Source organism: Methylobacterium sp. AC315, assembly GCF_979253755.1.
This window is the reverse complement of sequence record NZ_CEEDEA010000010.1, coordinates 93,981-119,489: the sequence shown is the minus strand read 5'-3', so window position 1 is coordinate 119,489 and position 25,509 is coordinate 93,981. Positions and strand designations below refer to the sequence as shown.

22 protein-coding genes are annotated in these 25,509 nt (G+C 69.5%); 13 read left to right on the top strand and 9 right to left on the bottom strand.

Annotated features, from left to right (window positions below; genetic code table 11):
• Positions 1-6: 6 nt before the first annotated feature.
• Together urtB and urtA are read right to left on the bottom strand one after the other, a co-directional pair.
• A complete protein-coding gene (gene urtB / locus AC0IY0_RS17785) occupies positions 7-933 on the bottom strand; it encodes an urea ABC transporter permease subunit UrtB (protein ID WP_147906204.1) in 927 nt (308 codons plus the stop codon).
• A gap of 88 nt (positions 934-1,021) precedes the next feature.
• Entirely contained in the window at positions 1,022-2,290 is a 1,269-nt protein-coding gene (gene urtA / locus AC0IY0_RS17780) for an urea ABC transporter substrate-binding protein (RefSeq protein ID WP_147906203.1), read from the bottom strand.
• 254 nt (positions 2,291-2,544) lie between these two features.
• Between urtA and AC0IY0_RS17775 the strand changes: the two genes are divergently transcribed.
• The 4 genes from AC0IY0_RS17775 to AC0IY0_RS17760 all read left to right on the top strand — a co-directional run bounded on the left by AC0IY0_RS17775 (position 2,545) and on the right by AC0IY0_RS17760 (position 7,650).
• Positions 2,545-5,919 (top strand): hybrid sensor histidine kinase/response regulator, encoded by a 3,375-nt coding sequence (locus AC0IY0_RS17775; protein ID WP_471764845.1) that lies wholly within the window; start codon positions 2,545-2,547, stop codon positions 5,917-5,919.
• Positions 5,912-6,832 (top strand): response regulator transcription factor, encoded by a 921-nt coding sequence (locus AC0IY0_RS17770; RefSeq protein ID WP_147937993.1) that lies wholly within the window; start codon positions 5,912-5,914, stop codon positions 6,830-6,832. Before AC0IY0_RS17775 ends, AC0IY0_RS17770 begins: the two co-directional genes overlap by 8 nt.
• 109 nt (positions 6,833-6,941) lie before the next feature.
• Positions 6,942-7,172, top strand: a complete 231-nt coding sequence (locus tag AC0IY0_RS17765; RefSeq protein WP_471764843.1) for a hypothetical protein — start codon at positions 6,942-6,944, stop codon at positions 7,170-7,172.
• A 103-nt stretch (positions 7,173-7,275) separates the two neighbouring features.
• A complete protein-coding gene (locus AC0IY0_RS17760; RefSeq protein WP_147906199.1) occupies positions 7,276-7,650 on the top strand; it encodes a DUF6894 family protein in 375 nt (124 codons plus the stop codon).
• Positions 7,651-7,886: 236 nt separating this feature from the next.
• Here AC0IY0_RS17760 and AC0IY0_RS17755 read toward each other — a convergent pair whose 3' ends face one another.
• Positions 7,887-8,330, bottom strand: coding sequence for a DUF488 domain-containing protein (locus tag AC0IY0_RS17755; RefSeq protein ID WP_147855064.1), 444 nt, complete (start codon positions 8,328-8,330; stop codon positions 7,887-7,889).
• 313 nt (positions 8,331-8,643) lie between these two features.
• Between AC0IY0_RS17755 and AC0IY0_RS17750 the strand changes: the two genes are divergently transcribed.
• Both AC0IY0_RS17750 and AC0IY0_RS17745 read left to right on the top strand, forming a co-directional pair.
• Positions 8,644-9,414 (top strand): glycoside hydrolase family 25 protein, encoded by a 771-nt coding sequence (locus tag AC0IY0_RS17750; protein WP_238261092.1) that lies wholly within the window; start codon positions 8,644-8,646, stop codon positions 9,412-9,414.
• A gap of 136 nt (positions 9,415-9,550) precedes the next feature.
• Positions 9,551-10,363 carry a Crp/Fnr family transcriptional regulator gene (locus AC0IY0_RS17745; protein WP_471764841.1) on the top strand — a complete coding sequence of 271 codons (813 nt, stop codon included), beginning with the start codon at positions 9,551-9,553 and terminating at the stop codon, positions 10,361-10,363.
• Between the two features lie 74 nt (positions 10,364-10,437).
• On the opposite strand, the gene AC0IY0_RS17740 is transcribed toward AC0IY0_RS17745, so the two are convergent.
• On the bottom strand, positions 10,438-10,824 hold the full coding sequence (locus AC0IY0_RS17740; protein ID WP_471764840.1) for a VOC family protein: 387 nt from the start codon (positions 10,822-10,824) through the stop codon (positions 10,438-10,440).
• Between the two features lie 201 nt (positions 10,825-11,025).
• Here AC0IY0_RS17740 and AC0IY0_RS17735 point away from each other — a divergent pair, with 201 nt between their 5' ends.
• A complete protein-coding gene (locus AC0IY0_RS17735; RefSeq protein ID WP_147906195.1) occupies positions 11,026-11,949 on the top strand; it encodes a DnaJ C-terminal domain-containing protein in 924 nt (307 codons plus the stop codon).
• Positions 11,950-12,075: 126 nt separating this feature from the next.
• A complete protein-coding gene (gene fabI, locus AC0IY0_RS17730; RefSeq protein WP_147906194.1) occupies positions 12,076-12,900 on the top strand; it encodes an enoyl-ACP reductase FabI in 825 nt (274 codons plus the stop codon).
• Here the strand turns inward: fabI and AC0IY0_RS17725 are convergent.
• A complete protein-coding gene (locus AC0IY0_RS17725) occupies positions 12,897-14,057 on the bottom strand; it encodes an AAA family ATPase (RefSeq protein ID WP_471764839.1) in 1,161 nt (386 codons plus the stop codon). The two genes, fabI and AC0IY0_RS17725, sit on opposite strands and share 4 nt — an antisense overlap.
• A gap of 15 nt (positions 14,058-14,072) precedes the next feature.
• Positions 14,073-15,065, bottom strand: coding sequence for a polyphosphate kinase 2 family protein (locus AC0IY0_RS17720; protein WP_471764837.1), 993 nt, complete (start codon positions 15,063-15,065; stop codon positions 14,073-14,075).
• 99 nt (positions 15,066-15,164) lie between these two features.
• On the opposite strand from AC0IY0_RS17720, the gene AC0IY0_RS17715 reads away from it, so the two are divergent.
• The 4 genes from AC0IY0_RS17715 (at position 15,165) to AC0IY0_RS17700 (ending at position 21,586) form a co-directional block, all read left to right on the top strand.
• Positions 15,165-15,752 carry a histidine phosphatase family protein gene (locus AC0IY0_RS17715; RefSeq protein ID WP_147906191.1) on the top strand — a complete coding sequence of 196 codons (588 nt, stop codon included), beginning with the start codon at positions 15,165-15,167 and terminating at the stop codon, positions 15,750-15,752.
• 111 nt (positions 15,753-15,863) lie between these two features.
• Positions 15,864-19,958, top strand: coding sequence for a Pls/PosA family non-ribosomal peptide synthetase (locus AC0IY0_RS17710; protein ID WP_471764835.1), 4,095 nt, complete (start codon positions 15,864-15,866; stop codon positions 19,956-19,958).
• A gap of 212 nt (positions 19,959-20,170) precedes the next feature.
• Positions 20,171-21,319, top strand: coding sequence for a GGDEF domain-containing protein (locus AC0IY0_RS17705; protein WP_419830745.1), 1,149 nt, complete (start codon positions 20,171-20,173; stop codon positions 21,317-21,319).
• Positions 21,320-21,379: 60 nt separating this feature from the next.
• Positions 21,380-21,586 carry a SlyX family protein gene (locus tag AC0IY0_RS17700; RefSeq protein ID WP_147897699.1) on the top strand — a complete coding sequence of 69 codons (207 nt, stop codon included), beginning with the start codon at positions 21,380-21,382 and terminating at the stop codon, positions 21,584-21,586.
• A gap of 42 nt (positions 21,587-21,628) precedes the next feature.
• Here AC0IY0_RS17700 and AC0IY0_RS17695 read toward each other — a convergent pair whose 3' ends face one another.
• Positions 21,629-23,062 carry an NAD-dependent succinate-semialdehyde dehydrogenase gene (locus AC0IY0_RS17695; protein WP_147906293.1) on the bottom strand — a complete coding sequence of 478 codons (1,434 nt, stop codon included), beginning with the start codon at positions 23,060-23,062 and terminating at the stop codon, positions 21,629-21,631.
• A gap of 121 nt (positions 23,063-23,183) precedes the next feature.
• Positions 23,184-23,972 carry a class II glutamine amidotransferase gene (locus AC0IY0_RS17690; protein WP_147938004.1) on the bottom strand — a complete coding sequence of 263 codons (789 nt, stop codon included), beginning with the start codon at positions 23,970-23,972 and terminating at the stop codon, positions 23,184-23,186.
• A 318-nt stretch (positions 23,973-24,290) separates the two neighbouring features.
• Here AC0IY0_RS17690 and AC0IY0_RS17685 point away from each other — a divergent pair, with 318 nt between their 5' ends.
• Complete coding sequence (locus AC0IY0_RS17685; RefSeq protein ID WP_058193469.1) at positions 24,291-24,683, top strand: response regulator; 393 nt, start codon at positions 24,291-24,293, stop codon at positions 24,681-24,683.
• Between the two features lie 244 nt (positions 24,684-24,927).
• Here AC0IY0_RS17685 and rpsU read toward each other — a convergent pair whose 3' ends face one another.
• Complete coding sequence (rpsU, locus tag AC0IY0_RS17680) at positions 24,928-25,266, bottom strand: 30S ribosomal protein S21 (protein ID WP_147938006.1); 339 nt, start codon at positions 25,264-25,266, stop codon at positions 24,928-24,930.
• Positions 25,267-25,509: the final 243 nt, after the last annotated feature.

Here is a 25,509-nt window from a genome sequence, read left to right as displayed (position 1 = left end):
CAATCCTCAGCGCCGGACCTTGAGGGTGAAGAGGCCCTGCGGCCGCAACATCAGGATGCCGACCACCGCGAGCAGGGTGATCACCTTGGCCATCGAGCCGGAGAGGAAGAATTCCAGGATCGATTGCGTTTGCGAGATCGAGAAGGCCGACGCGATGGTGCCGAGCAGGCTCGCGGCGCCGCCGAACACGACGATCAGGAAGGTGTCGACGATGTAGAGCTGTCCCGAGGTCGGCCCGGTCGAGCCGATCATCGTGAAGGCCGAGCCGGCGACGCCCGCGATGCCGCAGCCGAGGCCGAACGTGTAGCGGTCGACCTTCTCGGTATCGATGCCCACGGCGCCCGCCATGGCACGGTTGGCCATCACGGCCCGGACCTGCTGGCCGAAGCGCGAGCGGTAGATCAGCAGCGCCACGCTCACCGTGATCAGGATGGTCACCGCCATCACGAACAGGCCGTTGACCGGGATCTCGATCGTGTCGGTAACCTGCACCGAGCCGATCAGCCAGGACGGCAGCTCGACGCCGACCTCGCGGGCGCCGAAGATCGACCGGTAGGCCTGCTGCAGGATCAGCGACAGGCCCCAGGTGGCGAGCAGCGTGTCGAGCGGGCGCTTGTAGAGGAACCGGATCAGGCTCCACTCCACCAGCATGCCGAGCGCCCCGGAGGCGAGGAACGCCAGCCCCATCGCGACGAAGAAGTAGACCGGGAACAAAGCCGGCAGGTAGCTCTGGCAGAAGGCCGAGCAGAGATAGGTGACGTAGGCCCCGAGGATCATGAATTCCCCGTGGGCCATGTTGATCACGCCCATCTGACCGAAGATGATCGCCAGACCCAGCGCCATCAGCAGGTAGACTGAGAACAGGATCAGGCCGGCGAAGCCCTGCATGGCGAAGATCGCGCCGAGGTCCCCGAGGGAATACTCGCCCAACATTTTCTCGTGTCTCCCGCGATCTGGCTGGTGTGGTAATGGTCGGCGACGCTCTCCCTCCCCCCTCTGCGGGGGAGGGGAGAGTTGGAGACTACTGGTAGCCCTTCGGGAACGGATCCGGCTTGATCAGCTCGGGGCTGGTGTAGACGATCTCGAACTGGCCGTCGGGCTTGGCCTTGCCGACCCGGGTCTTCGACCAGAGATGGTGGTTCTCGTCGATCTTGACGTAGCCTTCCGGCGCGCCCTTGAACTCCAGGCCGGGGGAGGCGGCGACCACCTTGTCGACGTCGAAGGAGCCGGCCTTCTCGCAGGCCATCTTCCACAGGAACGGGCCGAGATAGGCCGCCTGCGTGACGTCGCCGATCACGGTCTTCTCGCCCCACATCTTCTTGAACGCTGCGACGAAGGCCTTGTTGTTCTCGTTTTCGATCGACTGGAAGTACTTCATGCACGCGTAGGCGCCGGCGATGTTCTCGCCACCGATGCCGTCGATCTCGTCCTCGGTGACCGAGATCGTCATCAGCACCTGTTTGGACAGGTCGATGCCCGCTGCCTTGAGCTGCTTGTAGAACGCCACGTTCGAGCCGCCGACCACGTCGGTGAAGATCACTTTCGGCTTGGTCAGCTTGATCTTGTTGATCACCGAGTTGAACTGGGTGTGGCCCAGAGGGAAGTACTCCTCGCCGACCACCTTGCCCTTGAGCACGTTCTCGACGTGCTTGCGGGCGATCTTGTTCGAGGTGCGCGGCCAGATGTAGTCGGAGCCGATGAAGTAGAAGCTGTCGCCGCCCTTCTCCTTGTGGACCCAATCGAGCCCGGCGAGGATCTGCTGCGTGGCCTCCTGGCCGGTGTAGAACACGTTCTTGGACTGCTCCAGGCCCTCGTAGAAGGTCGGGTAATACAGGAGGCCGTTATACTGCTCGAACACCGGCAGGACCGCCTTGCGCGAGGCCGAGGTCCAGCAGCCCATAACGGCGGCGCAATGGTCGTTGACCAGGAGCTTCTTGGCCTTCTCGGCAAACGTCGGCCAGTCGGAGGCGCCGTCCTCCTGGATAATCTTGATCTTGCGGCCGAGCACGCCGCCGGCCTCGTTGATCTGGGCAATGGCGAGTTTCTCGGCCTCCTGGGCGCCCGTCTCGGAGATCGCCATCGTGCCGGTGACCGAGTGCAGGATGCCGACCGTCACCTCGGTGTCGGTCACCGCGAGCCCGGTGGTGTTGACCGCCGCGGTCGGGGCCGCGGCCCAGGCGCCGCGCGGCATGAGGGCGAGGGCCGGTGCGCCGGCCAGTCCCATGAGCAGCCTGCGCCGCAGCGGGGAGTGCAAGCCGTTCTTCGCGCCGGTCTCGGTGTCGTCAGCCATCGTGCCTGCCCTGGTTCGCGTCCGGGCCTCGCGTGGCGCCCCGGATCGACCAGTCCAGGCTAGGTCTTCGGTCACGCTGCGGCCTATACGATGTTTTGCGTATGGCCGTTCTCTTGCATCGAGCGCACCATCGCGGCGCAGAAGTCTGAGGGATCATTGGGAGCGAAGGCGGAGAGCGTGGGCGGCGCCCCGGCGCTGGGTTCTGTTCGCGCGCGCGTGCGCGGCCGCTGCTCCATGTGCCGGACAGGGCCGCGATGAGCGGGCCTCAGCGCATCATCCCGATCCGCCGGGACTACAACCGCTTCGTCGCCGACGAGACCCTGGAGGATTACGCCCTCCGGTTCACCGCCAAGAAGGCCCGGCGCTGGTCCGGCTTCCAGGTGGCGCAGACGGCGCTCGGATCGGTCTCGTTCCTGGCGCTGGAGGCGATCGGCGGGACCCTGGCTCTGACGGCGGGGTTTCCCAACACGCTGGCCGCGGTGCTGGTCGTAGGCCTGATCATCTTCGCCTCCGCGGCGCCGATCACCGTCTATGCGGCCCGCTACGGGCTCGACATGGACCTGCTGACCCGGGGCGCCGGGTTCGGCTATCTCGGCTCCACGGTCACATCGCTGATCTACGCGAGCTTCACGTTCCTGTTCTTCGCCATCGAGGCGGCGATCATGGCGCTGGCGCTGCAGCTCTGCTTCGGGCTGCCGCTCGGCATCGGATACCTCGTCTGCGCCGCCGCGGTGATCCCGCTGGTGGTCTACGGGATCCGGCTGATCAGCCGGTTCCAGATCTGGACGCAGCCGCTCTGGATCGGCTTGAGCCTGCTGCCGCTGGCCTTCGTGGCGGCGCAAGGCGCGGCGCCCCTGCAGGCGCTCACGGATTTCCCGGGGCTCGACGGTGGCGGGGCTGCCTTCGATGTCGGCCGGTTCGGTCTGGCCACCGGGGTGCTGCTGGCCCTGCTGGCCCAGGTCGGCGAGCAGGTCGACTTCCTGCGCTTCGTGCCCGAGCCGGTGGGCCGGCGCGACTGGCGCTGGTGGCTGGCGGTGCTCTCGGGCGGTGCCGGCTGGATCGTGCCCGGCATGCTCAAGATCCTGCTCGGCGCGGGCCTCGCGGTCCTCGCGCTCGGGCACGGCGTCCCGCCCGAGCACGCCGCCGAGCCGACCCGGATGTACGCGGTGGCGTTCGGCTACGTGACCGGGGAGGGCGGCCGCGCGGCCCTGCTGCTGACGGGGCTGTTCGTTCTGGTCTCTCAGCTCAAGATCAACCTGACCAACGCCTATGCCGGCTCGATCGCGTGGTCGAACTTCTTCTCCCGGCTGACCCACAGCCATCCGGGGCGGGTCGTCTGGCTGGTGTTCAACGTCGCCATCGCGGTGCTCCTGATGGAGCTCGGCATCGACAAGACCATCGAGAGCACGCTGCCGCTCTACGCCTCCGTGGTCTCGGCCTGGGTGGGGGCGCTCGCGGCCGACCTCGCGGTGAACAAGCCGCTCGGCCTCTCGCCCCCGGGCATCGAGTTCAAGCGCGCCCATCTCTACGCCATCAACCCGGTCGGGACCGGCGCCATGGTGCTGGCGCTCGCCATCGGCGGCCTCGCCTATGCCGGCCTGCTCGGCCACGCGCTCCAGCCCTTCGCGCCGCTTCTGACGCTGGCGACCGCCTTTGCGGCGGCCCCGGTGATCGCCTGGGCCACGGCCGGCCGCTGGTATCTCGCCCGGACTCCCAAGCGGGATTGGGGGGTGGGCGAGGTCACCTGCCGGGTCTGCGAATTGCCGTTCGAGGGCGAGGACATGGCCCATTGCCCGGCCTACGACGCCCCGATCTGCTCCCTGTGCTGCTCCCTCGACGCTCGCTGCGGCGACCTGTGCAAGCCGCACGGCCGGCTGGAGGCGCAGGCGCAGCAGGCGCTCGGCCGGATCCTGCCGGGCCGGACGGCGGCCTGGATCGGCGCGCCGCTCGGCCGCTACCTCGCGGTCATGCTGACCCTCTGCGCGGTGATCGCCCTGATCCTGGGGATCGTCCATGCCGGCGCCACCATCGCGCATCCCGAGCATCGCGTGGTCCTGCGCACGGCGCTGACCAGCGTGTTCTTCATCCTGGTGGTGATCCTCGGCGTGGTCGCGTGGCTGTTCGTGCTCGCCCAGGAGAGCCGGCGGGTCGCCCAGTCGGAGACCATGCGCCAGACCGCGCTCTACGAGGCCGAGATCGCGGCCCACAAGCTCACCGACGCCAAGCTGCAGGAGGCCAAGGAGCGGGCGGAAGCCGCAAACCTCGCCAAGAGCCGCTACGTGGTCGGGATCAGCCACGAGTTGCGCACGCCGCTCTCCACCGTGCTCGGCTACGCCCAGCTCCTCGAATCCGATCCCGCGATCCCGGCCCCGCGCCTCAACGGCATCCGGGTGATAAGGCGCAGCGCCCAGCACCTGTCCGGGCTGATCGACGGCCTGCTCGACATCTCGCGGATGGAGGCCGGGCGGCTCGAGATCCACCGGGACGAGGTCCGGCTCACCGAGTTCCTCGACCAGTTGGTCGACATGGTCCGGCTGCAGGCCCGGGAGGCCGGACTCGAATTCCGGTTCTCCCGGCCGGAGATCCTGCCGGCGGTGGTCGCCACCGACGAGAAGCGCCTGCGCCAGGTGCTGCTCAACCTCCTGTCGAACGCGATCAAGTTCACCCCCTCCGGCACGGTCTCGCTGGATCTCAGCTACCGCAGCCAGATCGCGGTGTTCACGATCCGGGATACCGGGCCGGGCATCCCGGAGGCGGACCTGGCGCGGATCTTCCAGCCGTTCGAGCGGGGCTCGACGCCGGCCGCCCGCAGTACTCCGGGGACGGGGCTCGGGCTCACCATCGCAGACCTGCTGGCGCAGCTGCTCGGCGGCGAGATCACCGTGGCGGCGGCCCCCGGCGGCGGCACCCAGGCCCGGCTGCGGCTGATGCTGGCCTCCGTGGCCCAGCCCGCGCCGGTCGTCGTGGTTCCCCCGGCCTCCGCGCCCGAGCGAGCCTATGCCGGCGCCCGACGCACGATCCTGGTGGCCGACGACGACACCGCCCACCGCGCCCTGATGCGGGCGATCCTCGAGCCGCACGGAATCTCCGTGATCGAGGCGGGCTCGGGGCCGGAATGCCTGGCGGCGGTGGCGAAGGGCGGGATCGACCTGATCCTGCTCGACATCGCCATGCCGGGCATGAGCGGCTGGGCCGCCGCCGCGACGCTGCGTGCGGAGGGGCATACCGGACCGATCGCCATGATGTCCGCCAACGTCCACGAGATCAGCCCGGTGCGCGGCGACGACGCCCCCCACGACGCGATCTTCGCCAAGCCTTTCGACCTGCGCGACGTGCTGGAGCGGATCGGCAAGCTGCTCCACCTCGAATGGACCGACGCCGCGACGCCCGCTCTGCGCGAGCCGGCTCCGGCGCTCGCGGAGATCGGCTATCCCGGGCCGGAGCATGTCGGCGAGCTGCTGCGCCTGGGCCGGATCGGGCATATCCGGGCCATCGAGGCGAAGCTCACCGAGATGGAGGGCGACGTGACGGTGCCGCCCGCCTTCGTGGCTCAGATGCGCGGTCTCGTGGAGGGCTACGACCTGCGCCGCTACCTTTCGGTCCTGCAAGGACTCGCCCGCAATGGCTGAGGCGCCGACGAACCAGCCGAGCCGCGATGTCGTCCTGGTGGTTGACGATTCGCCCGACACGCTGATTTTCCTCACCGAGGCGATCGAGCGCTCGGGTGCCACCGTGCTGGTGGCGGTGGGCGGCGACCTCGCCCTCGCGCTCGTGGACGAGATCACGCCGGACGTGATCCTGCTCGACGCGATGATGCCCGGCATGGACGGGTTCGAGACCTGCCGGAGGCTTAAGGCCAAGCCGCAGATCGCCGGCGTGCCGGTGATCTTCATGACCGGGCTGAGCGAGACCGAGCACATCGTGAAGGGCCTGAGCGCCGGCGGGATCGACTACGTCACCAAGCCGATCGCCCCGGACGAGATCCTGGCCCGGATCCGCGTCCACCTCGCCAGCGCGCGCGCCGCGCAGAGCGCAAGGGCCGCTCTCGACACTGCCGGGCGCACCTTGTTCGCGGTCTCGGAGGCGGGCGCGGTGCTGTGGGCGACCCCGCAGGCCGGGCGGTTGCTCGCCGGGCTCGGCTCGGATCCGTCCGCGGGCCTCGCGCTGCCCGCTCGCGCCCGGGACTGGCTGCGCGGCTGCCTCACCGGGGGAGCCGCCAACGCCCTGACGCTGACCGGCGGCGACGGTACCCCCTACGCGCTCAGCTTCATCGGACGCACCCCGGACGAGATCCTGCTGCGCCTGTCGCGCGAGGAGGCCTCGGGCGGCATCGAGCGGCTGCGGGCGCGGCTTCCGGTCACCGGCCGCGAGGCCGAGGTGCTGCTGTGGCTGTCGCGGGGGAAATCGAGCCGCGACATCGGCGAGATCCTGGGGCTCAGCCACCGCACGGTGACCAAGCATCTGGAGGGCATCTACGCCAAGCTCGGCGTGGAGAATCGCACCGCCGCCTCGATCATCGCCGCGCGCCACCTGCAGGACTGAGCCGCGCAAGCCCGTGTTGTCCACAGGCATCGCCGCTGCGCGAAACCCGTTGGTAAGCGCCCTCCCACCACGGTCCCGGCACAGACGAACCAATTCGGGAACGGATGCGATGATGACCAGCCACCAGCTCGCCGACGAACTGAGGCGGGTCGCCACCACGCAGGTCAGCGACATCACGCGGGCGGTGAAGGAGGGCCAGAAGTCGATCGCCCTCAACGAGGTGCGCGACATGGCCCGGCGCCTCAGCCTGCTGGCGGACGCCTTCGATCCGAAATCGGCGGCCGAGGCCAAGGCCGACTTCGTCGAGGCCGAGCCGCAGGACGGCGCGCAAGCCGCCTGACGATCGCCGCCTGACGATCGCCGCCTGACGATCGCCGCCTGACGATCGCCGCCTGACGATCGCCGCCCGACGCGCGACGCCCGATCCTCCAAGGAACGCCACGATGGTCCGCGCCACTTTCAGCATCCGCCTGGACGGCGCCTGCCTGCCCGCCTCCGCGGCGCAGTGGGTCGCCGACCTGGACGCCGCCCGGGCCACCGCCCGGACCATCGTCCAGGGGCTGATGCGTCAGCACAGCGGCGATACGCGGCTGCTCGATGCGGCCCTGGTGGTCACCGACGACACCGGCGCGATGCTGCTGGAGATGTCGTTCCTCGAAGCCCTGTACCTGCCGGTCGAGCCGGTGGCCGACCCGTATCGACGCCGGCCTGTCCCGCGGGAATTCGGGGTGCCGCGCACGCCCCGGACGCTGCTGAGCGCCGCGATCGAACCGATCCGGCGCTTCGCCGTCGCCCGGATGATGCGCGGACCTGAATAGTGATCGACTCAACCGAGCATCGCTGGTTTCGCGCGGCCTCTTCTCCGGCGCGCGGAATGCCGCCCGGGATCCGGCACCGAACGACGTCACGCGCCTGATTGCGACAGCCAATTGACGATCGTGCCGCTGCGCGGCGCGTTCGCTGCGGGTTCCCGGATCGCCGTCCACACACGTTCCGGGCATCCGGGAAGGCGCGCGCGGTTCATTCCTGTGCGACGGCCAGAGCCGGCGGAGAGTCAGCCGAACAGGTCGGTGACGGCAAAGCCCCGGTCCGCGAGCCGTTCGGCCAGGACCCGGCGGTGGCAGCGGGCCGGGTCCCGCTCGAAGCACAGCAGGCAGGTCGGGGCGGCGGCCGCCATGGCGGCGAGTTCGTCCAGGGCTATTCCGCCGGCGCCCGTGTCGAGCACCTCTTCACAGTAGATCCTGCGCATCAGCGCCGCGTCGTCCGCCCGGGCCGCCTCGCGGCCGGCCTTCGGCGTGCCGAGGCTGCGCAGATGCGCGTAGCCGAGTCCCGCCTCTGCGAGACCCGTTCCGAGCGCACCCTTCGAGAAGCCGCGCTTGCGCGAGTTCGCCACCGCCCGCACGTCGGCCAGCACGGCCACGCCAGCCGAGCGCAGCGCATCCGTAAGGCGCTCCGGGTCGAGCCCTTCGTAACCTATGGTGAATAATTGCTTGCTCACGGGACCGTGACGGGACTCGCGTTGCGGGACTGGCACTTAGCCAGATCCGGGCCTGTGAACCAACCGGGGATCGATACCGTATGTCGCGGCAGCGACACGCATCTCGGAATTCCGCCGCAATGTTCGCAAAGCTCCGTTAACTGCGCCGGGCCCATCGATTACGCCTGACTTTGGCGCTTCTTCGGTGGCGGGCTGAACACTGATGGTGCGAGATATCAAGCTTTCGCAGGGTCCGTCCGCTTCGGCGATTCGGGGTGCCGGCCGGTTGAGAAGCGTTCGGCGCGTCGCTGCCCGGGTGCTGGCCGTCGCGGTGATGGCCGGCTTGGCCGCGTGCGCGTCGAACACGAATTTCTACCCGACCAAGGGTGACGCCAAGCCCCATCCGGGCGTGGCCAAAGCCAAGCAGCACCCGATCCAGGGCATCGACATCTCGAAATGGCAGGGCAACGTCGACTGGGCCTCGGTCCGGGCCGCCGGCACTCAGTTCGCCTTCATCAAGGCGACAGAGGGCGGCGACCACGTCGACGAGCGCTTCCGGACCAACTGGGACAACGCCGCCAAGGCCGGCGTGCCGCGGGGCGCCTACCACTTCGTGTTCTGGTGCCGCTCCGCCCGGGACCAGATGGAGTGGTTCAAGCGCAACGTGCCGAACGACCCGACGGCCCTGCCGCCGGTGCTCGACGTGGAGTGGAACGGCCATTCGCAGACCTGCCCGAAGAAGCTGCCCAAGGCGCAGGCTCTCGCGATGGTCACGGAGATGCTGGAAGAGATGGAGCGCTACACCGGCAAGCGCCCGATCATCTACACCGACATCACCTTCCACAAGGACGTGCTGGAAGGCGAACTGCCCGACTACCCGCACTGGCTGCGCTCCACCGCGGCCGAGCCGGAGCAGCGCTTCGTCAACCGGAAGTGGATGCTGTGGCAATTCACCTCCACCGGGCGCGTCCCCGGGGTGCAGGGCGACGTCGACCGCAACGCTTTCTACGGCACGCCGTCCGACTGGGCCTCGTTCCTGTCGACCGATTGCGACCCGCGCGAGCACCGGCGGCTTTCGGAACAGGGTCTTTGCACCGACAAATAAATGATCGGGCCGGATAGACTTAGGTTGGTTCCAGGTCAGGGGGCGGGATATAAGCGTGTCGGATTCGCCCGCTAGCAAGCGGGCCGCCCGACGAGGTTCCTTTCGGACGCCTCCCGTTCCACGGTCCCCGACCTGCATGCCCGCTGACCGCGCTGCTTCCCTCACGGGCAACCTGCTCCTCGACGCGCTCCGGGAGTCCGACCGCGCGCTGATCGTCCCCCATCTCGAGCGGGTCTCCTGCGACAAGGGGGCGATCGTGTTTGAGGCCGGCACGGAGGTGGCGCACATCACCTTCCCCTGCGACCAGACCGTCGTGGCGCTGATCATCGGCACCCGGGACGGGCGCTGCGCCGAGACCGCGAGCATCGGTCGCGAGGGAGCCGTCGGCGGCATCGTCAGCGCGGGCCGGGTGCCGGCATCCACCGAGGCGATCGTGCAGATCGGCGGGCCGATGCTGCGCCTGAAGGCCGACCGGCTCCAGGACGCCAAGCGCCGATCCCCCGAGGTCCGCAACCTGTTCGCACGCTACGGCGACTGCCTCCTGGCGCAGGTGCTGCAGGCCGCCGCCTGCAACGCCCTCCATCCGATCGAGCAGCGCTGCCTGCGTTGGCTCCTGACGCTACAGGACCGGATCGGAGGCGACACCCTGCCAATCACCCACGAATTGCTGGCCTCGATGCTCGGCGTCCAGCGCACCTACCTGACCCGCATCCTGCGGACGCTTCAGGACCAGGGCCTGATCCGGGTCGGGCGCGGACGCATCACGGTGCTCGACCGCCGGGCGATGTCGGCCTCGGCCTGCGAGTGCCACGCCCGGGTGCAGCACCATTTCAAGACGGTGCTCGGCGCGGTCTACAGCGCGGACGGCTTCGACCGGATCGAGCCGCCGTCCCTCGCCGAGGGCGACCGGGAGCCCGCCCTGGCCCTGCACGGCAGCCCCCGGCGCTGAGCCTATCCCGACACATCCGCGGGGCTCGGGCGCGGCCCGACACCCGTCGAAGCTGCCGCCCCGTGAGCGCGGTGTCAGGCAGCCGCGCGGCGCTCCAGAATCTCGATCAGCGCCCCGTCCGGACCTTCCACGAAGGCGATCCGCACGCCCTGGCCGCGCTCGGTGATGGGCATCCGCACGGTGACGCCGCGGCCTGCGAGTTCGGCCATGGCGGCGTCGATGTCGGCGACGCGCAGACCGATATGCTCGATGCCGAGGCAGGGCGTCTGCGTGGCGGGGGCGGTCTCGGAGGGGGCCTGCTCAATGAAGACGGTCAGGCCGCCGAGGTTGAGCACCATGCGCTGCACGGGATCGGCGCCGACGCGCTCCACCTCCGTGGCCCCGAAGGTCTCCACGTAGAAGGCTCCGGCCTTCACGGCGTCGCGGCTGCGCAGATGGACGTGGTCGCAGGCATACTGCATCGGATTTCCTCCCGCGGCCCGCTGCCGGCGAGCCGGTGATGGCGTCACGCGTCCAGGTTATGCGGTCGCGCGCGCCGGAGCGAGATCCACCGCTTGACGCAGCGCCCGAACCCGCAGACTTTCGCCGCCATGACCGTTGCAGGGATGCAACAGCCTTCCCACATCCGGGTGGATACCCCACCGCACAGCCTCAAGAGACCGATGCGCAATCCCTACGACGTGCTGGGCGTGGCCAAGGGAGCGAGCGAAGCCGACATCAAGAAGGCTTATCGCAAGCTCGCCAAGGACTTCCACCCCGACCGCAACAAGAACGACGTGAAGGCCAAGGACCGATTCGCCGAGGCGAACTCGGCCTACGAGATCCTGGGCGATTCCGAGAAGCGCAAGCAGTTCGACCGCGGCGAGATCGACGGCGACGGCAAGCCGCGCGCCAGCGGCTTCGAAGGGTTCTCGGGCGGCTTCGGCGGCGGCCGGTCGAGCGGGTTCGATTTCGAGAACATGGCCCGCAGCCGGCAAGGCGGAATGGGCGGCGGCGGGATGGGCGAGGACATCTTCTCGCACATCTTCGGTGAGGCGTTCCGCGCGGGCGGTGCCGGGCCCGGCCAGCGCCAGGCGGCCAAGGGCGAGGATGTCGCGGCCGAGCTGTCCGTGAGCCTGGAGCAGGTCGCCAGCGAAGAAAAGCTGCGCCTCGCCCTGCCCACGGGCCGGGAGGTCGACGTGGTGATCCCCCGGGGCGTCGAGGATGGCCAGACCATTCGGCTTCGTGGCCTTGGCCAGAGCGCCGGCCCCCGCGGCGAGCCCGGCGACGCCCTGCTGACCATCCGGGTCCGGCCGCATCCCCGCTTCACCGTCGAGGGGGCCGACCTGAAGGTCAGCGTCGAGGTGCCGCTGGAGGACGCCGTGCTCGGCGGCACGATCCGGGTGCCGACCCTGACCGGCGCGGTCGAGATGAAGATGCCGCCGATGACGAGTTCGGGCCGCACGTTCCGGTTGCGCGGCAAGGGCCTTCCCAAGAAGGACGGCACCCGCGGCGACCTGCTCGCCACCACGGCGATCACCCTGCCGGATAGCGAGGATCCCGCGCTCATCGAGTTCGCCAGGAACCGACGCGCCAAGGTGGCGTAGAACGCTGCGTAACAGGCGCCCCGCGCCCGGTCGCCCGGCGGCCGGGTGCGCACTTCCGTCTCCGAGCGGGCTCCGTTAAGGAGACCCCCGGTGCCGCAAGGGGCCGAGAGGTTTCCAGGATCGATCATGGCGGAACACGGGCAGGGCATTCTGGCGGGCAAGCGGGGCCTCGTGCTCGGTGTCGCCAACAACCGCTCGATCGCCTGGGGCATCGCCCGCAGCGCCCGCGCGCACGGGGCCGAGCTCGCGTTTACCTATCAGGGCGACGCCCTGCGCAAGCGGGTCGAGCCCTTGGCCAAGGAACTCGACGCCCACGTCATCGGGCATTGCGACGTGACCGAGGCGGCGACCATCGACGCCGTGTTCGCGGAGGCCGCCCGGGTCTTCCCCGAGGGCATCGACTTCGTCATCCACTGCATCGCCTTTTCCGACAAGGACGAGCTGACCGGCCGCTACCTCGAGACATCCGAGGAGAACTTCACCAAGTCGCTCCTGGTCTCGTGCTACTCGTTCACGGCGGTGGCCCAGCGCGCCGAGAGGATCATGCGCCCGGGCGGTTCCCTGGTGACGCTGACCTATTACGGCGCCGAGAAGTGGATGCCGCACTACAACGTCATGGGCGTGGCCAAGGCGGCGCTCGAAGCCTCGGTGCGCTATCTCGCGGCCGATCTCGGGCCGAAGAACATCCGCGTCAACGCGATCTCGGCCGGCCCGATCAAGACCCTGGCGGCCTCGGGAATCGGCGACTTCCGCTACATTCTGAAGTGGAACGAGTACAACGCGCCCCTGCGCCGAACCGTGACCATCGGTGAGGTCGGCGAGACCGCCGCCTACCTGATCTCCGACATGGCCGCGGGCATGACCGGCGAGATCCTGCACGTGGATGCGGGCTACCACGTCGTCGGCATGAAGAGCCCCGATGCGCCGGACCTGACCCTCGACAAGGATTAATCTTCGTCGTCGTCCGCGTCCGCGAATTCACCTGAAAGGGTGAGCCCGCCGATCCAGGTCTCGCCGTCGCGCTTGATGACCGTCCGCGGCCTGGCGCCCCCATGGGTCGCGATCCCGTCCGCCAGCCGCTCGGAATGCGTGACCAACCAGATCTGGGTGCGCTCGGCGGCCCGGGCGATCATCCGGGCGAGCGGTTCCATCAGATCCGGGTGCAGGCTCGATTCCGGCTCGTTCAATGCGATGAAGGGCGGCAGCCTGTAGGCCAGCAGCGCTCCGGTGAGGGCGAGGTAGCGCAGCGTCCCGTCCGACAGTTCCGAGGCCGCGAAGGTGCGGCCCGGGAAGTCCGGGAAGGTGACGCCGAAGCTCGCCTCGCGCCCCGGCTCCGGCACCACGAGCCGGGCGCCCGGGAAGGCGCCGTCTAGCGCCATATCGAGATCGCCCGTGTCCTGCCGGATATGGGCCAGGGTGGCGAACACGGCAGCGAGGTCGGACCCGTCCGAGGCGAGGGTCGGCGTCGTCACTGCCAGGCACGGGCGGCGGAGCGGCGACCCGGCATCGGTCCGAAAATCATGGTGGAAGCGCCAAGCCGTCATGGCGAGCCGAACCAAGGCGATCTCCGGGTGACGCGTCGCGTCCAGGAAGGTGCCGAGCGCGGTTTCGGTGGGCAGCAGATCCAGGGCCAGCGGCCGTTTGCGCCCCTCCTCGTCGCGGGCGAAGCCGGTCCGGCCGTCGCGGTCGAGGATGACCGCCGTGCGGGGGCCGGTCCTGACGGTCAACCGCTCGGCCTTCACCTGCGGTTCCTTGCGGAAGGCGGCGCCGTAGGTAGTGCCGCCGGCCTGCTGCACGAGCCCGAGTTCGACCGCATAGGTGAACGCCTGCCCGGTTCCGTCATCGTGCAGGCTGGCTGACAGGCGGATCCGGGCCACCTCGCCGTGCCGCCGACGCCCCGCCCAGAGCGCCGAATCCATCCCGCCCTCTATGGCGAGCGCGCGGGTGAGCGTTCCCCGGGCCGCGTCCTGAAGCAGTTCGAGGCCGCGATACAGGTTGGTCTTGCCGGTGCCGTTGCCGCCCACGAACACCGACAGGTCGTCCACCGGGAAGCCGATCCGCCGGAGCGAGCGGTAGCCCGAGACCGCGACCTCCCGAACCACCAGCATGCGGCACCCCTTGGATCAGTTCGGGACCTTCAGATCGGCGATTCCCTTCGCGGCCTTCGGGAATCGTGGGTCCATCGCCTCCAGCGTATCTGCGATCGTTCGGGCAATCACGTAGTTGCGGAACCACTTGTGGTTGGCCGGCACCACAAGCCACGGCGCGCGCGGCGTCGAGCATTGCGAGAGCGCGTCGGCGAAGGCCTGCTGGTAGGCGTCCCAGGCTTTCCGCTCGACGAGGTCGGCGGGGTCGAATTTCCAGTGCTTCTCCGGGTCGGCGATCCGGGCTTCCAGGCGCTTCTTCTGCTCGTCCCTGGAGATGTGCAGGAAGAACTTGATCACCACCGTGCCGGACTCGGTGAGCAACCGCTCGAAATCGTTGATCAGCCGGTAGCGGCCCTGCCAGACCGGGTCGGGCACCAGCTCCTTTACCCGCACCACGAGGACGTCCTCGTAATGGCTGCGGTTGAACACGCCGATCATGCCGCGCCCCGGCGTCTTGGCGTGGTAGCGCCACAGGAAATCGTGATCGAGCTCGTCGCTCGACGGCACCTTGAACGACGACACCGTGCAACCCTGCGGGTTCACGCCCTTGAGCACCGACCGGATCGTCCCGTCCTTGCCGCCGGTATCGATCGCTTGGAACACCAGCAGCAGGCTGCGGGCGCGCTCGGCATACAGCCGCTCCTGCAGGGCGCTGATCCGCTCGCGCTCCCGGCCGAGCGCGTCCTTGGCCCAGACCTTGTCGAGGCCGCCATGGGCGTCGGCGTCGACGGCCGTCAGGTCGATCCGCATTCCGGGCTCGACAGCCACGATCCCCGGTGCGACCCGGATCGGGGCCGGCCGATGGCCGCCCAGGGCCGCCGGGACCGCCCCGGCGATCGCATCGGCCGCACCGGCCCAGACGGCGGTCGAGGGCACCCGCGCCCGGGCGGCCTGGTGCCGATCGGGGGCGTCTGTCACGCCCCCGTCCTGCGACTGGCCGGGAAGATGCTTGCCGTGCTTCTTAGACATGGGCAGGACCTTATCGAGGGGCTTTGCCGACGAACGCCCAGAACGGTTGGCACGCCCGGCCGTTCCGGGCGCCTGCACAGCGACAGGATTTTGAGACGGTTGGCCACGATCTATTTCATCCGCCACGGCCAGACCGCCTGGAACGCCGAGGGCCGCCTGCAGGGCAGTCGCGACATCGATCTCAACCCGCACGGGGAGGCGCAGGCCGTCGCCGTGGCCGCGCGGCTGACCGCGGTGGCGGGGGCGGGTGTGGCGGAGGCGGAGTTCCTGGCGAGCCCGCTCAAGCGCACCCGGCGGACCATGGAGATCCTGCGCACGACGCTGGGCCTGCCGGCGGAGGCGTACCGCACCGATCCCCGGCTGAGGGAGATCGGCTTCGGCAACTGGGAGGGCTCGACCTGGGCCGAGATCCGCCGCCGTGACCCGGGGGGCGCTTCGGCCCGCGACCGCGAGCGCTGGAACCACCGTCCGCCCGGCCAGGGTGGCGAGAGCTATGCCGCGCTCGTGGAGCGGGTCGGGCCGGTTCTGTCCGGGCTCGAGCGGGATGCCGTGATCGTCGCCCACGGCGGCGTCGCCCGGGCTGCCCTGGTGGCGCTGGGCCATCTCGACATCTACGCGGCGCCGCGCCTCGGCATCCGCCAGGGCGAGGTGCTGGTCCTGGAGCCGTCGGGCTGGCGCTGGGCTTAAGCCGTCCTTCACCCAGGGTTCAAGGCCGCCTCGATAACGGCATGATCGGCTGGCTATAGGGCAGTCGCCACGGTATGCGCCGATCTGTTCGGTCGGCCAGCGGAGCAGCGGATGAGCGACGTCGCCGAGAAGACCCGGTCCGGACCGGCGGCCGAGGCGCATGAGCGTCCGGCGGGCGGGGCGGCGGTGCTGCGCGGCGCGCACCGCCCCGACCTGATCCGCGACGAGGTGCTGGCCGAGATCTTCCTGGATTCGGCCCGCGCCCGGCCGGAGCATCCCTGTCTGGTCGACGGCGCCCGCGTGATCGCGGGCGGCGTCCATCCGAGCCTGACCTATGCCGAGGTCGCCGCTCGCGCCGGCCGGATCGCCGCCGGCCTCGCCCACCGCGGCATCGGCCCCGGCGACGTCGTCGGCCTGTGGATGGCCCGGGGCCCGGACCTGCTGGTCGCCCAGATCGGCATCACCTTGTCGGGCGCCGCTTGGCTGCCCTTCGACGCCGAGGCGCCGGCCGACCGGGTCGGAGTCTGTCTCACGGATGCCGCCGCCAAGGCGCTGCTGGTCTCACCTGCCCTCGCCGCGACGGCGCCCGACGCCGCGCCCGCCCTGACCCCGGCGGATCTCGACGCGGCGACACCCGCGGATGCCCCGGTACCGGATGCCCGCGCCGCCGGCCTGACGCCGGAGGATCCCGCCTACCTGATCTACACCTCGGGCTCGACCGGCGTGCCCAAGGGCATCGTCATCAGCCACGCCAACATCTGCCACTTCCTCCGGTCGGGGAACGCGCTCTACGGCATGCGCGCCGACGACATCGTGTTCCAGGGCGCCTCGGTCGCCTTCGACCTGTCGATGGAGGAGATCTGGGTCCCGTATCTCGTGGGCGCGACGCTGTTCGTGGCGAGCCCGGCCATGATGGGCGACGTCGAGTCCCTGCCCGGCATTCTCGAAGCCGAGCGGATCACGGTGCTCGATACCGTGCCGACGCTGCTGGCGATGATCTCCGGCGACCTGCCGACCGTGCGCCTCGTGCTGCTCGGTGGCGAAGCGCTGCCGGAGCCGCTGGTCGGCCGCTGGGCGACCGGCGCGCGCCAGCTCTTCAACACGTACGGGCCGACCGAGGCGACCGTGGTCGCCACCGCGGCCGAGATGCGGCCCGGCGAGCCGGTGACCATCGGGGGACCGATCCCGAACTATTCGGTCTACGTCGCGGGCGAGGATCTGAGCCTGCTCGGGCGCGACCAGCAGGGCGAGCTGCTGATCGGCGGGCCCGGGGTGGCCCGCGGCTATCTCGCGCGGCCCGAGCTGACCGCCGAAAAGTTCATCGCCAACCCGTTCGCCTCGGACGGGACCGACCCGATCCTCTACCGCTCGGGCGATGCGGTCTCGCTGGATGCCGGCGGGCGGATCCTGTTCCATGGCCGCATCGACGACCAGGTGAAGATCCGCGGCTTCCGGGTCGAACTCGGCGAGATCGAGTCGCGGATCCGCAGCGTGCCCGACATCAACCAGGCCGCCGTGGTGCTGCGCCAGGACGACGGGGTCGACCGGCTCGTGGCCTTCCTGATCCCCGAACGCGGGCGGACGGTGGATACCGCCGCCCTGCGCCGGACGCTGGCCGGCCAGATGCCGCCCTACATGGTGCCCGGCCATTTCGAGCTGGCCGAGACCCTGCCGCGGCTGACCTCCGGCAAGGTCGATCGCAAGGCCCTGAAGATCGCCCCGCTCACGGTCGCATCCGCCGATGGCGAGCAGGAGCCCCCGGCCAACGAGACCGAAGCGGCTTTGGTCGCCGCGGCCAAGCAGGTGTTCGGCAACCAGCCGATCCCGCTCGAGGGCGATTTCTTCGCCGATCTCGGCGGCCATTCCCTGCTCGCCGCCCGCTTCGTGTCCGCAGTCCGCGAGGCGCCCGCGCTCGCCGGCATCACGCTGCCGGACGTCTACGCCCTGCGCACCATGCGGGCGATGGCCGACGCGCTGATCGCGCGCACCGGCGGCATGGGCGCGGCGGCTGCGATCCGCGACCTGAGCTTCGAACCGCCGCCGCTGTTGCGCCGGGCCCTGTGCGGCTTCGGCCAGCTGATCGCGCTGCCCTTCGTCATCGCGCTCGCCACCGCGCAGTGGCTCGGCATGTTCGTGACCTACCTGCTGCTCACCGGCGGCGGTCTCAGCTTCTTCGCCGAACTGGGCGTCCTGCTGCTCGTCTACATCGCAATCAACGGCGTGACCGCGGTGGTCGCGGTGGCGGGCAAGTGGCTGATCCTCGGCAGGACCAAGCCGGGTCGATACCCGCTCTGGGGGAGCTATTACTACCGCTGGTGGCTGACCCAGCGCCTCGCGCCCCTCGTCCACGTGAAGTGGCTCCAGGGCTCGCCGGCGATCTCGGTCTACCTCCGGCTGATGGGCGCCAAGGTCGGCCATGATGCGCTGATCTCCGACATCGAGATCGGCGCTCCGGACCTGCTGACCATCGGCGACGGCGCCTCGCTGGGCGGTCGCCTCGTCATCGCCAATGCCGAGATCGTCGGTAACGAGTTGGTGATCGGCACGGTCGAGATCGGCGCCGATGCGGCGGTCGGCACCTCCTGCGTGCTCAGCCACGACACGGTGATCGGCGCGCAGGCCGAGATCGCCGACCTGACCACGATCCCGACCGGCACCCGGGTCGGGCCCGCGGAGATCTGGGACGGCTCGCCCGGCCGCAAGGTCGGGATGGCGAACACGGCCGACCTGCCGGCCGCCTCCGAGGCCTCGTGGGCCCGCCGCGCCGCCTTCGCGGCGGCTTATATCGTTCTGCTCGGCGCGATTCCGGCGGTCGGCCTGCTGCCGATCTTCCCGGCGTTCTTCATCTTCGACCAGATCTCGGATTCGCTCTCCGACATCACCGATGTCGACTATCACTGGTACCTGCCGATCCTCACCTGGCCCACCGCCATGCTGATGACCGCCGGCACGGTGCTGCTGATCGCCGGCATCCGCTGGATCGTGCTGCCGCGGACCCGCTCGGGCACCTACTCGGTCCACTCGCTGTTCTACCTGCGCAAGTGGTCGCTGGCGCTCGCCGTCGAGGTCACGCTCGAGACGCTCTCGTCACTGTTCGCTACGGTCTACATGCGGGCGTGGTACCGGCTGATGGGCGCCAACATGGGCCACGGCGCCGAGATCTCGACCAACCTCGCCGGCCGCTACGACCTCGCCGAGGTCGGCGCGAAGAACTTCATCGCCGACGAGGTCGTGTACGGCGAGGAGGAGGTCCGGCGCGGCTGGATGCATCTCGAGGCCGCCCGCACCGGCGCACGGGTCTTCGTCGGCAACGATGCCGTGGTCCCCCCCGGCGCGGTCATCCCGGACGACGTGCTGATCGGCATCAAGTCGAAGCCGCCGGCCAACGATGCGATGAGCCCCGGCGAGACCTGGTTCGGCTCGCCGCCGATCCGGCTGCCGGCCCGCCAGAAGGTCGATCTCGGATCGACCGCGCAGACCTACGAACCCGGGATGTGGCCGAAGATCCGGCGCGGCGTGTTCGAGGCCTTCGCGACCTCGTTCTCGCCGATGCTCTACATCACCCTGGCGATCACCGTGATCGACTGGTATTTCTACCCGGCCATCCTGGAGAAGGACTGGACCGGTCTGGCCGTCAGCTTCGTGACCGCCAGCGTCTGCATCGCGCTGATCCAGTCCGCCGCGGTCATCGCGATGAAGTGGCTGCTGATGGGCGTCTACAAGCCCGGCATGCAGCCGATGTGGTCCTGGTGGGCGATGCGCACCGAGGCGATCGCGGTGGCTTATTGGGGGTTGGCCGGCAAGGTGCTGCTCGAGCACCTCCAGGGCACGCCGTTCCTGCCCTGGGCCCTGCGGTTGTTCGGCGTGAAGATCGGGAAGGGCGTGTGCATGCTCACCACCGACATCACCGAGTTCGACTGCGTGTCGATCGGCGACTACGCCACGATCAACCGCGTCTCCGCGCTGCAAACCCATCTGTACGAGGACCGGATCATGAAGATCGGCCGCGTCGTGGTCGGGCGCGGCGTCTCGGTCGGCGCCTTCGCGACGGTCCTGTACGACACCAAGGTCGGCGACTACGCACGGCTGCGCCCGCTCACCATCGTGATGAAGGGCGAGTCGATCCCCGCCAACACGGAGTGGGAAGGCGCCCCGGCGGTGCCGGTGATCCACGCGGCGCGCGACGAGCAACGGGCGGCCGGATAGGTCGCCGCGTCAATCCGGGGCGCCTGAAACGAGCCCTGGGACGCGCGAGGAAGCGACTGTCGTCATCGCCGCCGATATCCACCTTGCCGAATCGTAAACAACCGCGCGGTATTTTCGTCGCGCTGCTGCGAATTAAGCCGGCTCAAGCCTCGTGAGCCGGTCAATACCGTGCGGCTTATGCTATCTTCAGTATCGGAGACTGATAGAAAGCCGTGCATCTCGATCCAGCCACCCTGCTGATCGTCAGTTCCGTGATGACCTTGCTGGTCGGCACGCTGTTCGTTCTGTCGTGGCGGCAGGCGCCGGGTTCGCGCGCCCTGGCGCTATGGGGCGCGGCGCATATTCTCGGCGCGGTCGGCTCCGGCGGCCTCGCCCTGCGCGGCCAGATTCCCGACCTCGTGTCCATCGCGGTGTCCAACGCCGTGGTGCTGGCGGCCTACGGGCTGATCTGGAGCGGTGTCCGCTCGTTCGAGGGGCGACCGATCCGGATCGGTCTGGCGCTCGCGGGCGCGGCGATCTGGTGCGTGTTCTGCCTCCTTCCGGCCTTCTATGGATCGATCGAGGCCCGGATCGCGTACGCTTCCGCGGTGGCGGCGCTCTACACGGGCGATGCGGCCGTGGAGTTCTGGCGGGGGCGCAAGGAGCGTCTCGCGTCGCGCGTGGCGGCCGAGACCACGCTGGGCTTGCACGCCGCCTTCTACCTGCTGCGGATTCCATCGACCCTGCTCGCGCCGCCGCCACCGCGGTTGAACCCGTTGACCTCGCCCTGGGTCGCGATCCTGTGCTTCGTCACGCTGCTGTTCTCGATCGCCCTGGCCTTCACCTGCATGGCTCTGGTGAAGGAACGAGCCGAGCGCGAGCAGCGCATCGCCGCCGCGACGGACCCGCTCACCGGCATTTCCAATCGCCGGGCCTTCACGGGGGTCGCTGAGGCGACGCTCGCCACGCACCGGGATGTGGCGCTGCTGCTGTTCGACCTCGACCGGTTCAAGGCGGTCAACGACGTCCACGGCCACGCGGTCGGCGACGCGGTGCTGGTGGGGTTCTGCGCCATGGCCGCGTCCCTGTTGCCCCGGGACGCGATGCTCGGCCGGCTCGGCGGCGAGGAGTTCGCCTGCCTGCTGCCCGACGTCTCGCCTGCCGAGGCCCTGGCCCGTGCGGAGGAGTTGCGCCGGACCTTCGCGGGGCTGTCGGTGCCGGAATTGCCGGACCTGCGAGTGAGCGTCAGCATCGGGATCGCGCAGGCCCGGGACGGGATCAGTTTCGAGGCGCTGATGCGCCGGGCCGACGCCGCCCTCTACGTCGCCAAGCGCGGCGGGCGCGACCGGGTCGTGGTGGCCGGACGGATGCAGGCGGCCTGAGCGGGCGCAGTCGGAAATCGGCCGCGGATGCGCTATCGCGGGCCGGATTGGAGACCGGCCATGGACGACCCCACCCGCATCGACCGCCTGGAGATGCGCCTCACCGAGCAGGATTCGACGATCGAGGATCTGAACCGCACCGTCACGGAGCAGTGGCGGGTGATCGACCGGCTCGTCCGCCAGGTCGATGCGTTGCGCGATCAGGTTGAGGAGGCGGCGGCCCGGTCCGCACCGCGCGGGCCCGAGCCGCCGCCGCCGCATTACTGATCGGCATCGGCACGCCGCCCGCAGCGACGCGCCGGGCCGGCGTCAGAAGTTGGCCTGGGTGACGAACTTGGTCACCAGGTAGGCATCGAGCGCCTCCGAACCGCCCTCGCTGCCGTAGCCGGATTCCTTGACGCCGCCGAAAGGCGTCTCGGGCAGGGCGATACCGTGGTGGTTGATCGAGATCATCCCGCTCTCCACCCCGTGGGAGACCTTGGCGGCCCGCTCGGCCGAGCGGGTATAGGCGTAGGCCGCAAGCCCGTAGGGCAGGCGGTTGGCCTCGGTGAGCGCCTCCTCGTCCTCCGAGAAGCGGTTGATCATCGCGACCGGGCCGAACGGCTCCTCGTTCATCATCCGCGCGGTCAGCGGCACCTCGGTGAAGACCGTCGGCTCGAAGAAGTTGCCACGGTTGCCGATGCGCTTGCCGCCGGTCCGCAGCGACGCTCCGGCCGCTTCGGCGTCGGCGGAGAGGGCCTCGATGGCCTCCAGACGCCGCCCATGGATCAGCGGGCCCATCTTGGTGTCCGGATCCAGGCCGTCGCCGACCTTCGCGCTCTTGGCGTAGCTGGTGAAGCCCTCGACGAACCGGTCGAACACCGAATCGTGCACCAGGAAGCGGGTCGGCGACACGCAGACCTGTCCGGCGTTGCGGAACTTCGACGGGGCCAGGACCGACACGGCCTTCTCCACGTCGGCGTCGCCGAACACGATCACCGGAGCGTGGCCGCCGAGTTCCATGGTGGCGCGCTTCATGTGCTCGCCGGCCAGCGCCGCAAGCTTCTTGCCGACCACCGTCGAGCCGGTGAACGAGATCTTGCGGATCACCGGGTGCGGGATCAGGTAGGCCGAGATCGTCGCCGGGTCGCCGTAGACCAGCGACAGGGCGTCGCCCGGGATGCCGGCGTCGAGGAATGCGCGGACCAGCGCCGCGCAACTCGCCGGCGTGTCCTCGGGACCCTTCAGGATCACCGTACAGCCGGTGCAGAGCGCCGCCGAGATCTTTCGGACCGCCTGGTTGATCGGGAAGTTCCAGGGCGTAAAGCAGGCGACCGGGCCAACCGGCTCGCGCACCACCGCCTGCAGCACGCCGTCGGCGCGGGCCGGGATGACGCGTCCGTAGGCGCGCTTACCCTCCTCGGCGAACCAGTCGATCACGTCGGCGGCCGCCAGGGTCTCGACGCGCGCCTCGGCCAGCGGCTTGCCCTGCTCCAAGGTCATGATGCGGGCGATCTCGTCGGCGCGGCTGCGCAGCAGGTCGGCGGCCTTGCGCATCAGCTTGCCGCGCTCGAACGGCGACACCTTCCGCCAGGCCGGGAAGGCCCGCGCCGCGGCCGCGAGCGCTTCGTCCAGGTCCGCCGTGGTGGCGACGGCGCATTGGCCGATCGTCTCGCCCGTGGCCGGATTCAGGACGCCCAGGGTCTCTCGGTCGGCGCCCGTGCGCCAGCGTCCGGCAATGTGTAGCTCGGTATCCGGATACATCGTCAATTCCCGCTCGGCCGCACGATCGGCCGTGGCCGACATGTGGCAACGTGAAGCGGATCGACAATCCCGTTCCGAGCATGGCTGACGCCGCACCGCGACGGTGACGACCTGAGCCCGGTCAGGCGGCCCGGGAGCGGGCGGTGTCCGGAACGGTCACGGTCGTGGCGGTGCCGTGGCGGGCGCGCAGCGTGCCGCCCTTCGGGACGACTTGCCAGCCATCGCGGCAGCCGTCGATCGGCTCGGAGACGACGACGATCCCGCCCGGCCCGTCGCGGTAATACAGGCTCGGCGGCCGACCGTCGCAGGCCCACCGATAGGCGGTGAGCGTCTCGCCATCCGTCAGCAGGGCGGTGAAGCGCAACGGCTCGGAGACGTTGGCCTCCTTCATCAGGGCGCGGATCGTCTCCAGGGTGCGGGCCATCGCGCCGACAGGATCCTGCTCGAGGCCGTTGGCCAGGGCCAGCAGGAAGATCGCCTCGGAATCCGTGCTGCCGCGCCGGTGATCGTAGAAGGCGTCCGGAATCAGCGCCTCCAGCCGACGCTTGATGCGGTGGTAGCCGCCGATCTGGCCGTTGTGCATGAACAGGTGCCGCCCATGCACGAACGGGTGGCAGTTCGCCCGGGCGGTGGCGGTCCCGGTCGAGGCGCGCACGTGGGCGAAGAAGGTTCGCGCCCGGACCTGACCGCACAGGTTGGTGAGGTTCTCGTCCGACCAGGCCGGGGAGATGTCGCGATAGACGCCGGGCTCGGGACGCTCGCCGTACCAGCCGATGCCGAAACCATCGCCGTTGGTCTCGGTTTTCCCTTCGTCGGCGTGCAGGGACTGGTGCACCAGCGAATGCGTCGGCGCGCAGACCAGGTCCGAGAGAAAGACCGGCTCACCGCTATAGGCGAGGAAACGGCACATGTCGGACGTCGATCCTTCCCTGGTCCGTACGATCCAGGCGATGTCCCCCGGAATGGGGCAAACGCCTCAAGCGTGAGATTAACAGTCGGTCCACACGGGTGAACAGTTTCTTAACCGGGACCCAGCTGCGCCATTTTCAAGCGTTCGGGGCAAAATTGGTGCGGCGTGATCGCGGAGCAGGCATGGGCTGCCCGACCACCCGGACACTTGTGAGCCGGCTCTTGGCAGGTCAGCATGGCCGAATCGGGGAATCACCGGTCCACCAATGAGGCCGGGACCCGAAAAGGGGTTCACACGACCGAACCGCAGGAGACTGATATGGATCGCGCACAGCCCGAGTGTTCCGCCCCCGTGGCGCTTGTGGTGGAGGACGACGCGGCCGTGCGCCACCTCGCGACCGCGGTCCTGGAGGAAAGCGATCTGGGCGTGATCGCCTGCGAGAGCGCCGAAGCTGCGCTCTCGGTCCTGGAGCGATCCGACGTCACCGTGGCCCTGCTGTTCGCCGATATCCGCCTGCCCGGCGCCATGGACGGCGTGTCGCTCGCCCAGGCGGTGGAGCGGCGCTGGCCGGACGTGCGCGTGGTCGTCACCTCCGGAGCCAGCCGCGACGCGCGCCTGCCCGATCAGACGGTCTACATGCAGAAGCCGTGGCGGGCGCTCGACGTGCTGGTCCAGGCCGAGCACGCCACGATGGCCGCCAAGGCGGCCTGAACGGGGCCTGCGTGTTGCCCTCCTCCGGAGATGGGGGAGGGGGCTGGCGACCGGAGCCGAACCGGATCTCCGATCGAGCGGCTGGCGTTCCGACGATGCTGGGACAAGAAAGCCCAAGGCTTCCAGCGGTGGCCTTGTGGCAATCCTCGCCGCGCCCGTGATCTCCATGGCTCGAGCGACAGTCGAACGCAAAAAGCCCGGCCGCTTGCGCGGTCCGGGCTTCTGCCGTTCAGGATAGAACGTCTTAGGCGACGGGCGCCGGGTTCACGGCGACCTGGCCGGAGGCGTTGCCGCCCTGCTGCGACGGGGCGGCGCTCGGCGACGGGAAACCGGGGCGACGGCTGCCGGCCGGGAAACGGGGCTTCGGCTTCGGAGCGGCGATCAGGCCCTCGCGGATCGCGGTCTTGCGAGCCTGCTTGCGGGCGCGGCGGACGGCTTCCGCCTTCTCGCGCGCCTTGCGGACGGACGGCTTCTCATACGCCTTGCGCTGCTTCATCTCGCGGAAGATGCCCTCACGCTGCATCTTCTTCTTGAGGACGCGGAGCGCTTGGTCGACGTTGTTATCGCGAACGAGTACCTGCAACGGACTTGATCCTCTGGACCTGGATTTGGGGCTTGCGCAGCCCGCCGCCGATCTGGAAACCGGCAACGTCCCTCGCCCGGGAGCACCCGGGAGGGACGGGAACGTCGGTTTCCGAATCGGCGTGGAGCCCACGCCTTGGCGCGCCTTCTACACCAAGCGCGAACCAGTTCCAACATCTTCCCGGCAGCGATCTTCGCAGCGGACGTCTCGAAATCCGCGGTCACGGGCCGGATGCCGGTTCGG

Bases quoted from the DNA above. Each gene is read 5' to 3' on its own strand.
- urtB (WP_147906204.1), bottom strand. From the start codon at position 933: ATGTTGGGCGAGTATTCCCTCGGGGACCTCGGCGCGATCTTCGCCATG.
- urtA (WP_147906203.1), bottom strand. From the start codon at position 2,290: ATGGCTGACGACACCGAGACCGGCGCGAAGAACGGCTTGCACTCCCCG.
- AC0IY0_RS17775 (WP_471764845.1), top strand. From the start codon at position 2,545: ATGAGCGGGCCTCAGCGCATCATCCCGATCCGCCGGGACTACAACCGC.
- AC0IY0_RS17770 (WP_147937993.1), top strand. From the start codon at position 5,912: ATGGCTGAGGCGCCGACGAACCAGCCGAGCCGCGATGTCGTCCTGGTG.
- AC0IY0_RS17765 (WP_471764843.1), top strand. From the start codon at position 6,942: ATGATGACCAGCCACCAGCTCGCCGACGAACTGAGGCGGGTCGCCACC.
- AC0IY0_RS17760 (WP_147906199.1), top strand. From the start codon at position 7,276: ATGGTCCGCGCCACTTTCAGCATCCGCCTGGACGGCGCCTGCCTGCCC.
- AC0IY0_RS17750 (WP_238261092.1), top strand. From the start codon at position 8,644: ATGGCCGGCTTGGCCGCGTGCGCGTCGAACACGAATTTCTACCCGACC.
- AC0IY0_RS17745 (WP_471764841.1), top strand. From the start codon at position 9,551: ATGCCCGCTGACCGCGCTGCTTCCCTCACGGGCAACCTGCTCCTCGAC.
- AC0IY0_RS17740 (WP_471764840.1), bottom strand. From the start codon at position 10,824: ATGCAGTATGCCTGCGACCACGTCCATCTGCGCAGCCGCGACGCCGTG.
- AC0IY0_RS17735 (WP_147906195.1), top strand. From the start codon at position 11,026: ATGCGCAATCCCTACGACGTGCTGGGCGTGGCCAAGGGAGCGAGCGAA.
- fabI (WP_147906194.1), top strand. From the start codon at position 12,076: ATGGCGGAACACGGGCAGGGCATTCTGGCGGGCAAGCGGGGCCTCGTG.
- AC0IY0_RS17725 (WP_471764839.1), bottom strand. From the start codon at position 14,057: ATGCTGGTGGTTCGGGAGGTCGCGGTCTCGGGCTACCGCTCGCTCCGG.
- AC0IY0_RS17720 (WP_471764837.1), bottom strand. From the start codon at position 15,065: ATGTCTAAGAAGCACGGCAAGCATCTTCCCGGCCAGTCGCAGGACGGG.
- AC0IY0_RS17710 (WP_471764835.1), top strand. From the start codon at position 15,864: ATGAGCGACGTCGCCGAGAAGACCCGGTCCGGACCGGCGGCCGAGGCG.
- AC0IY0_RS17700 (WP_147897699.1), top strand. From the start codon at position 21,380: ATGGACGACCCCACCCGCATCGACCGCCTGGAGATGCGCCTCACCGAG.
- AC0IY0_RS17695 (WP_147906293.1), bottom strand. From the start codon at position 23,062: ATGTATCCGGATACCGAGCTACACATTGCCGGACGCTGGCGCACGGGC.
- AC0IY0_RS17690 (WP_147938004.1), bottom strand. From the start codon at position 23,972: ATGTGCCGTTTCCTCGCCTATAGCGGTGAGCCGGTCTTTCTCTCGGAC.
- AC0IY0_RS17685 (WP_058193469.1), top strand. From the start codon at position 24,291: ATGGATCGCGCACAGCCCGAGTGTTCCGCCCCCGTGGCGCTTGTGGTG.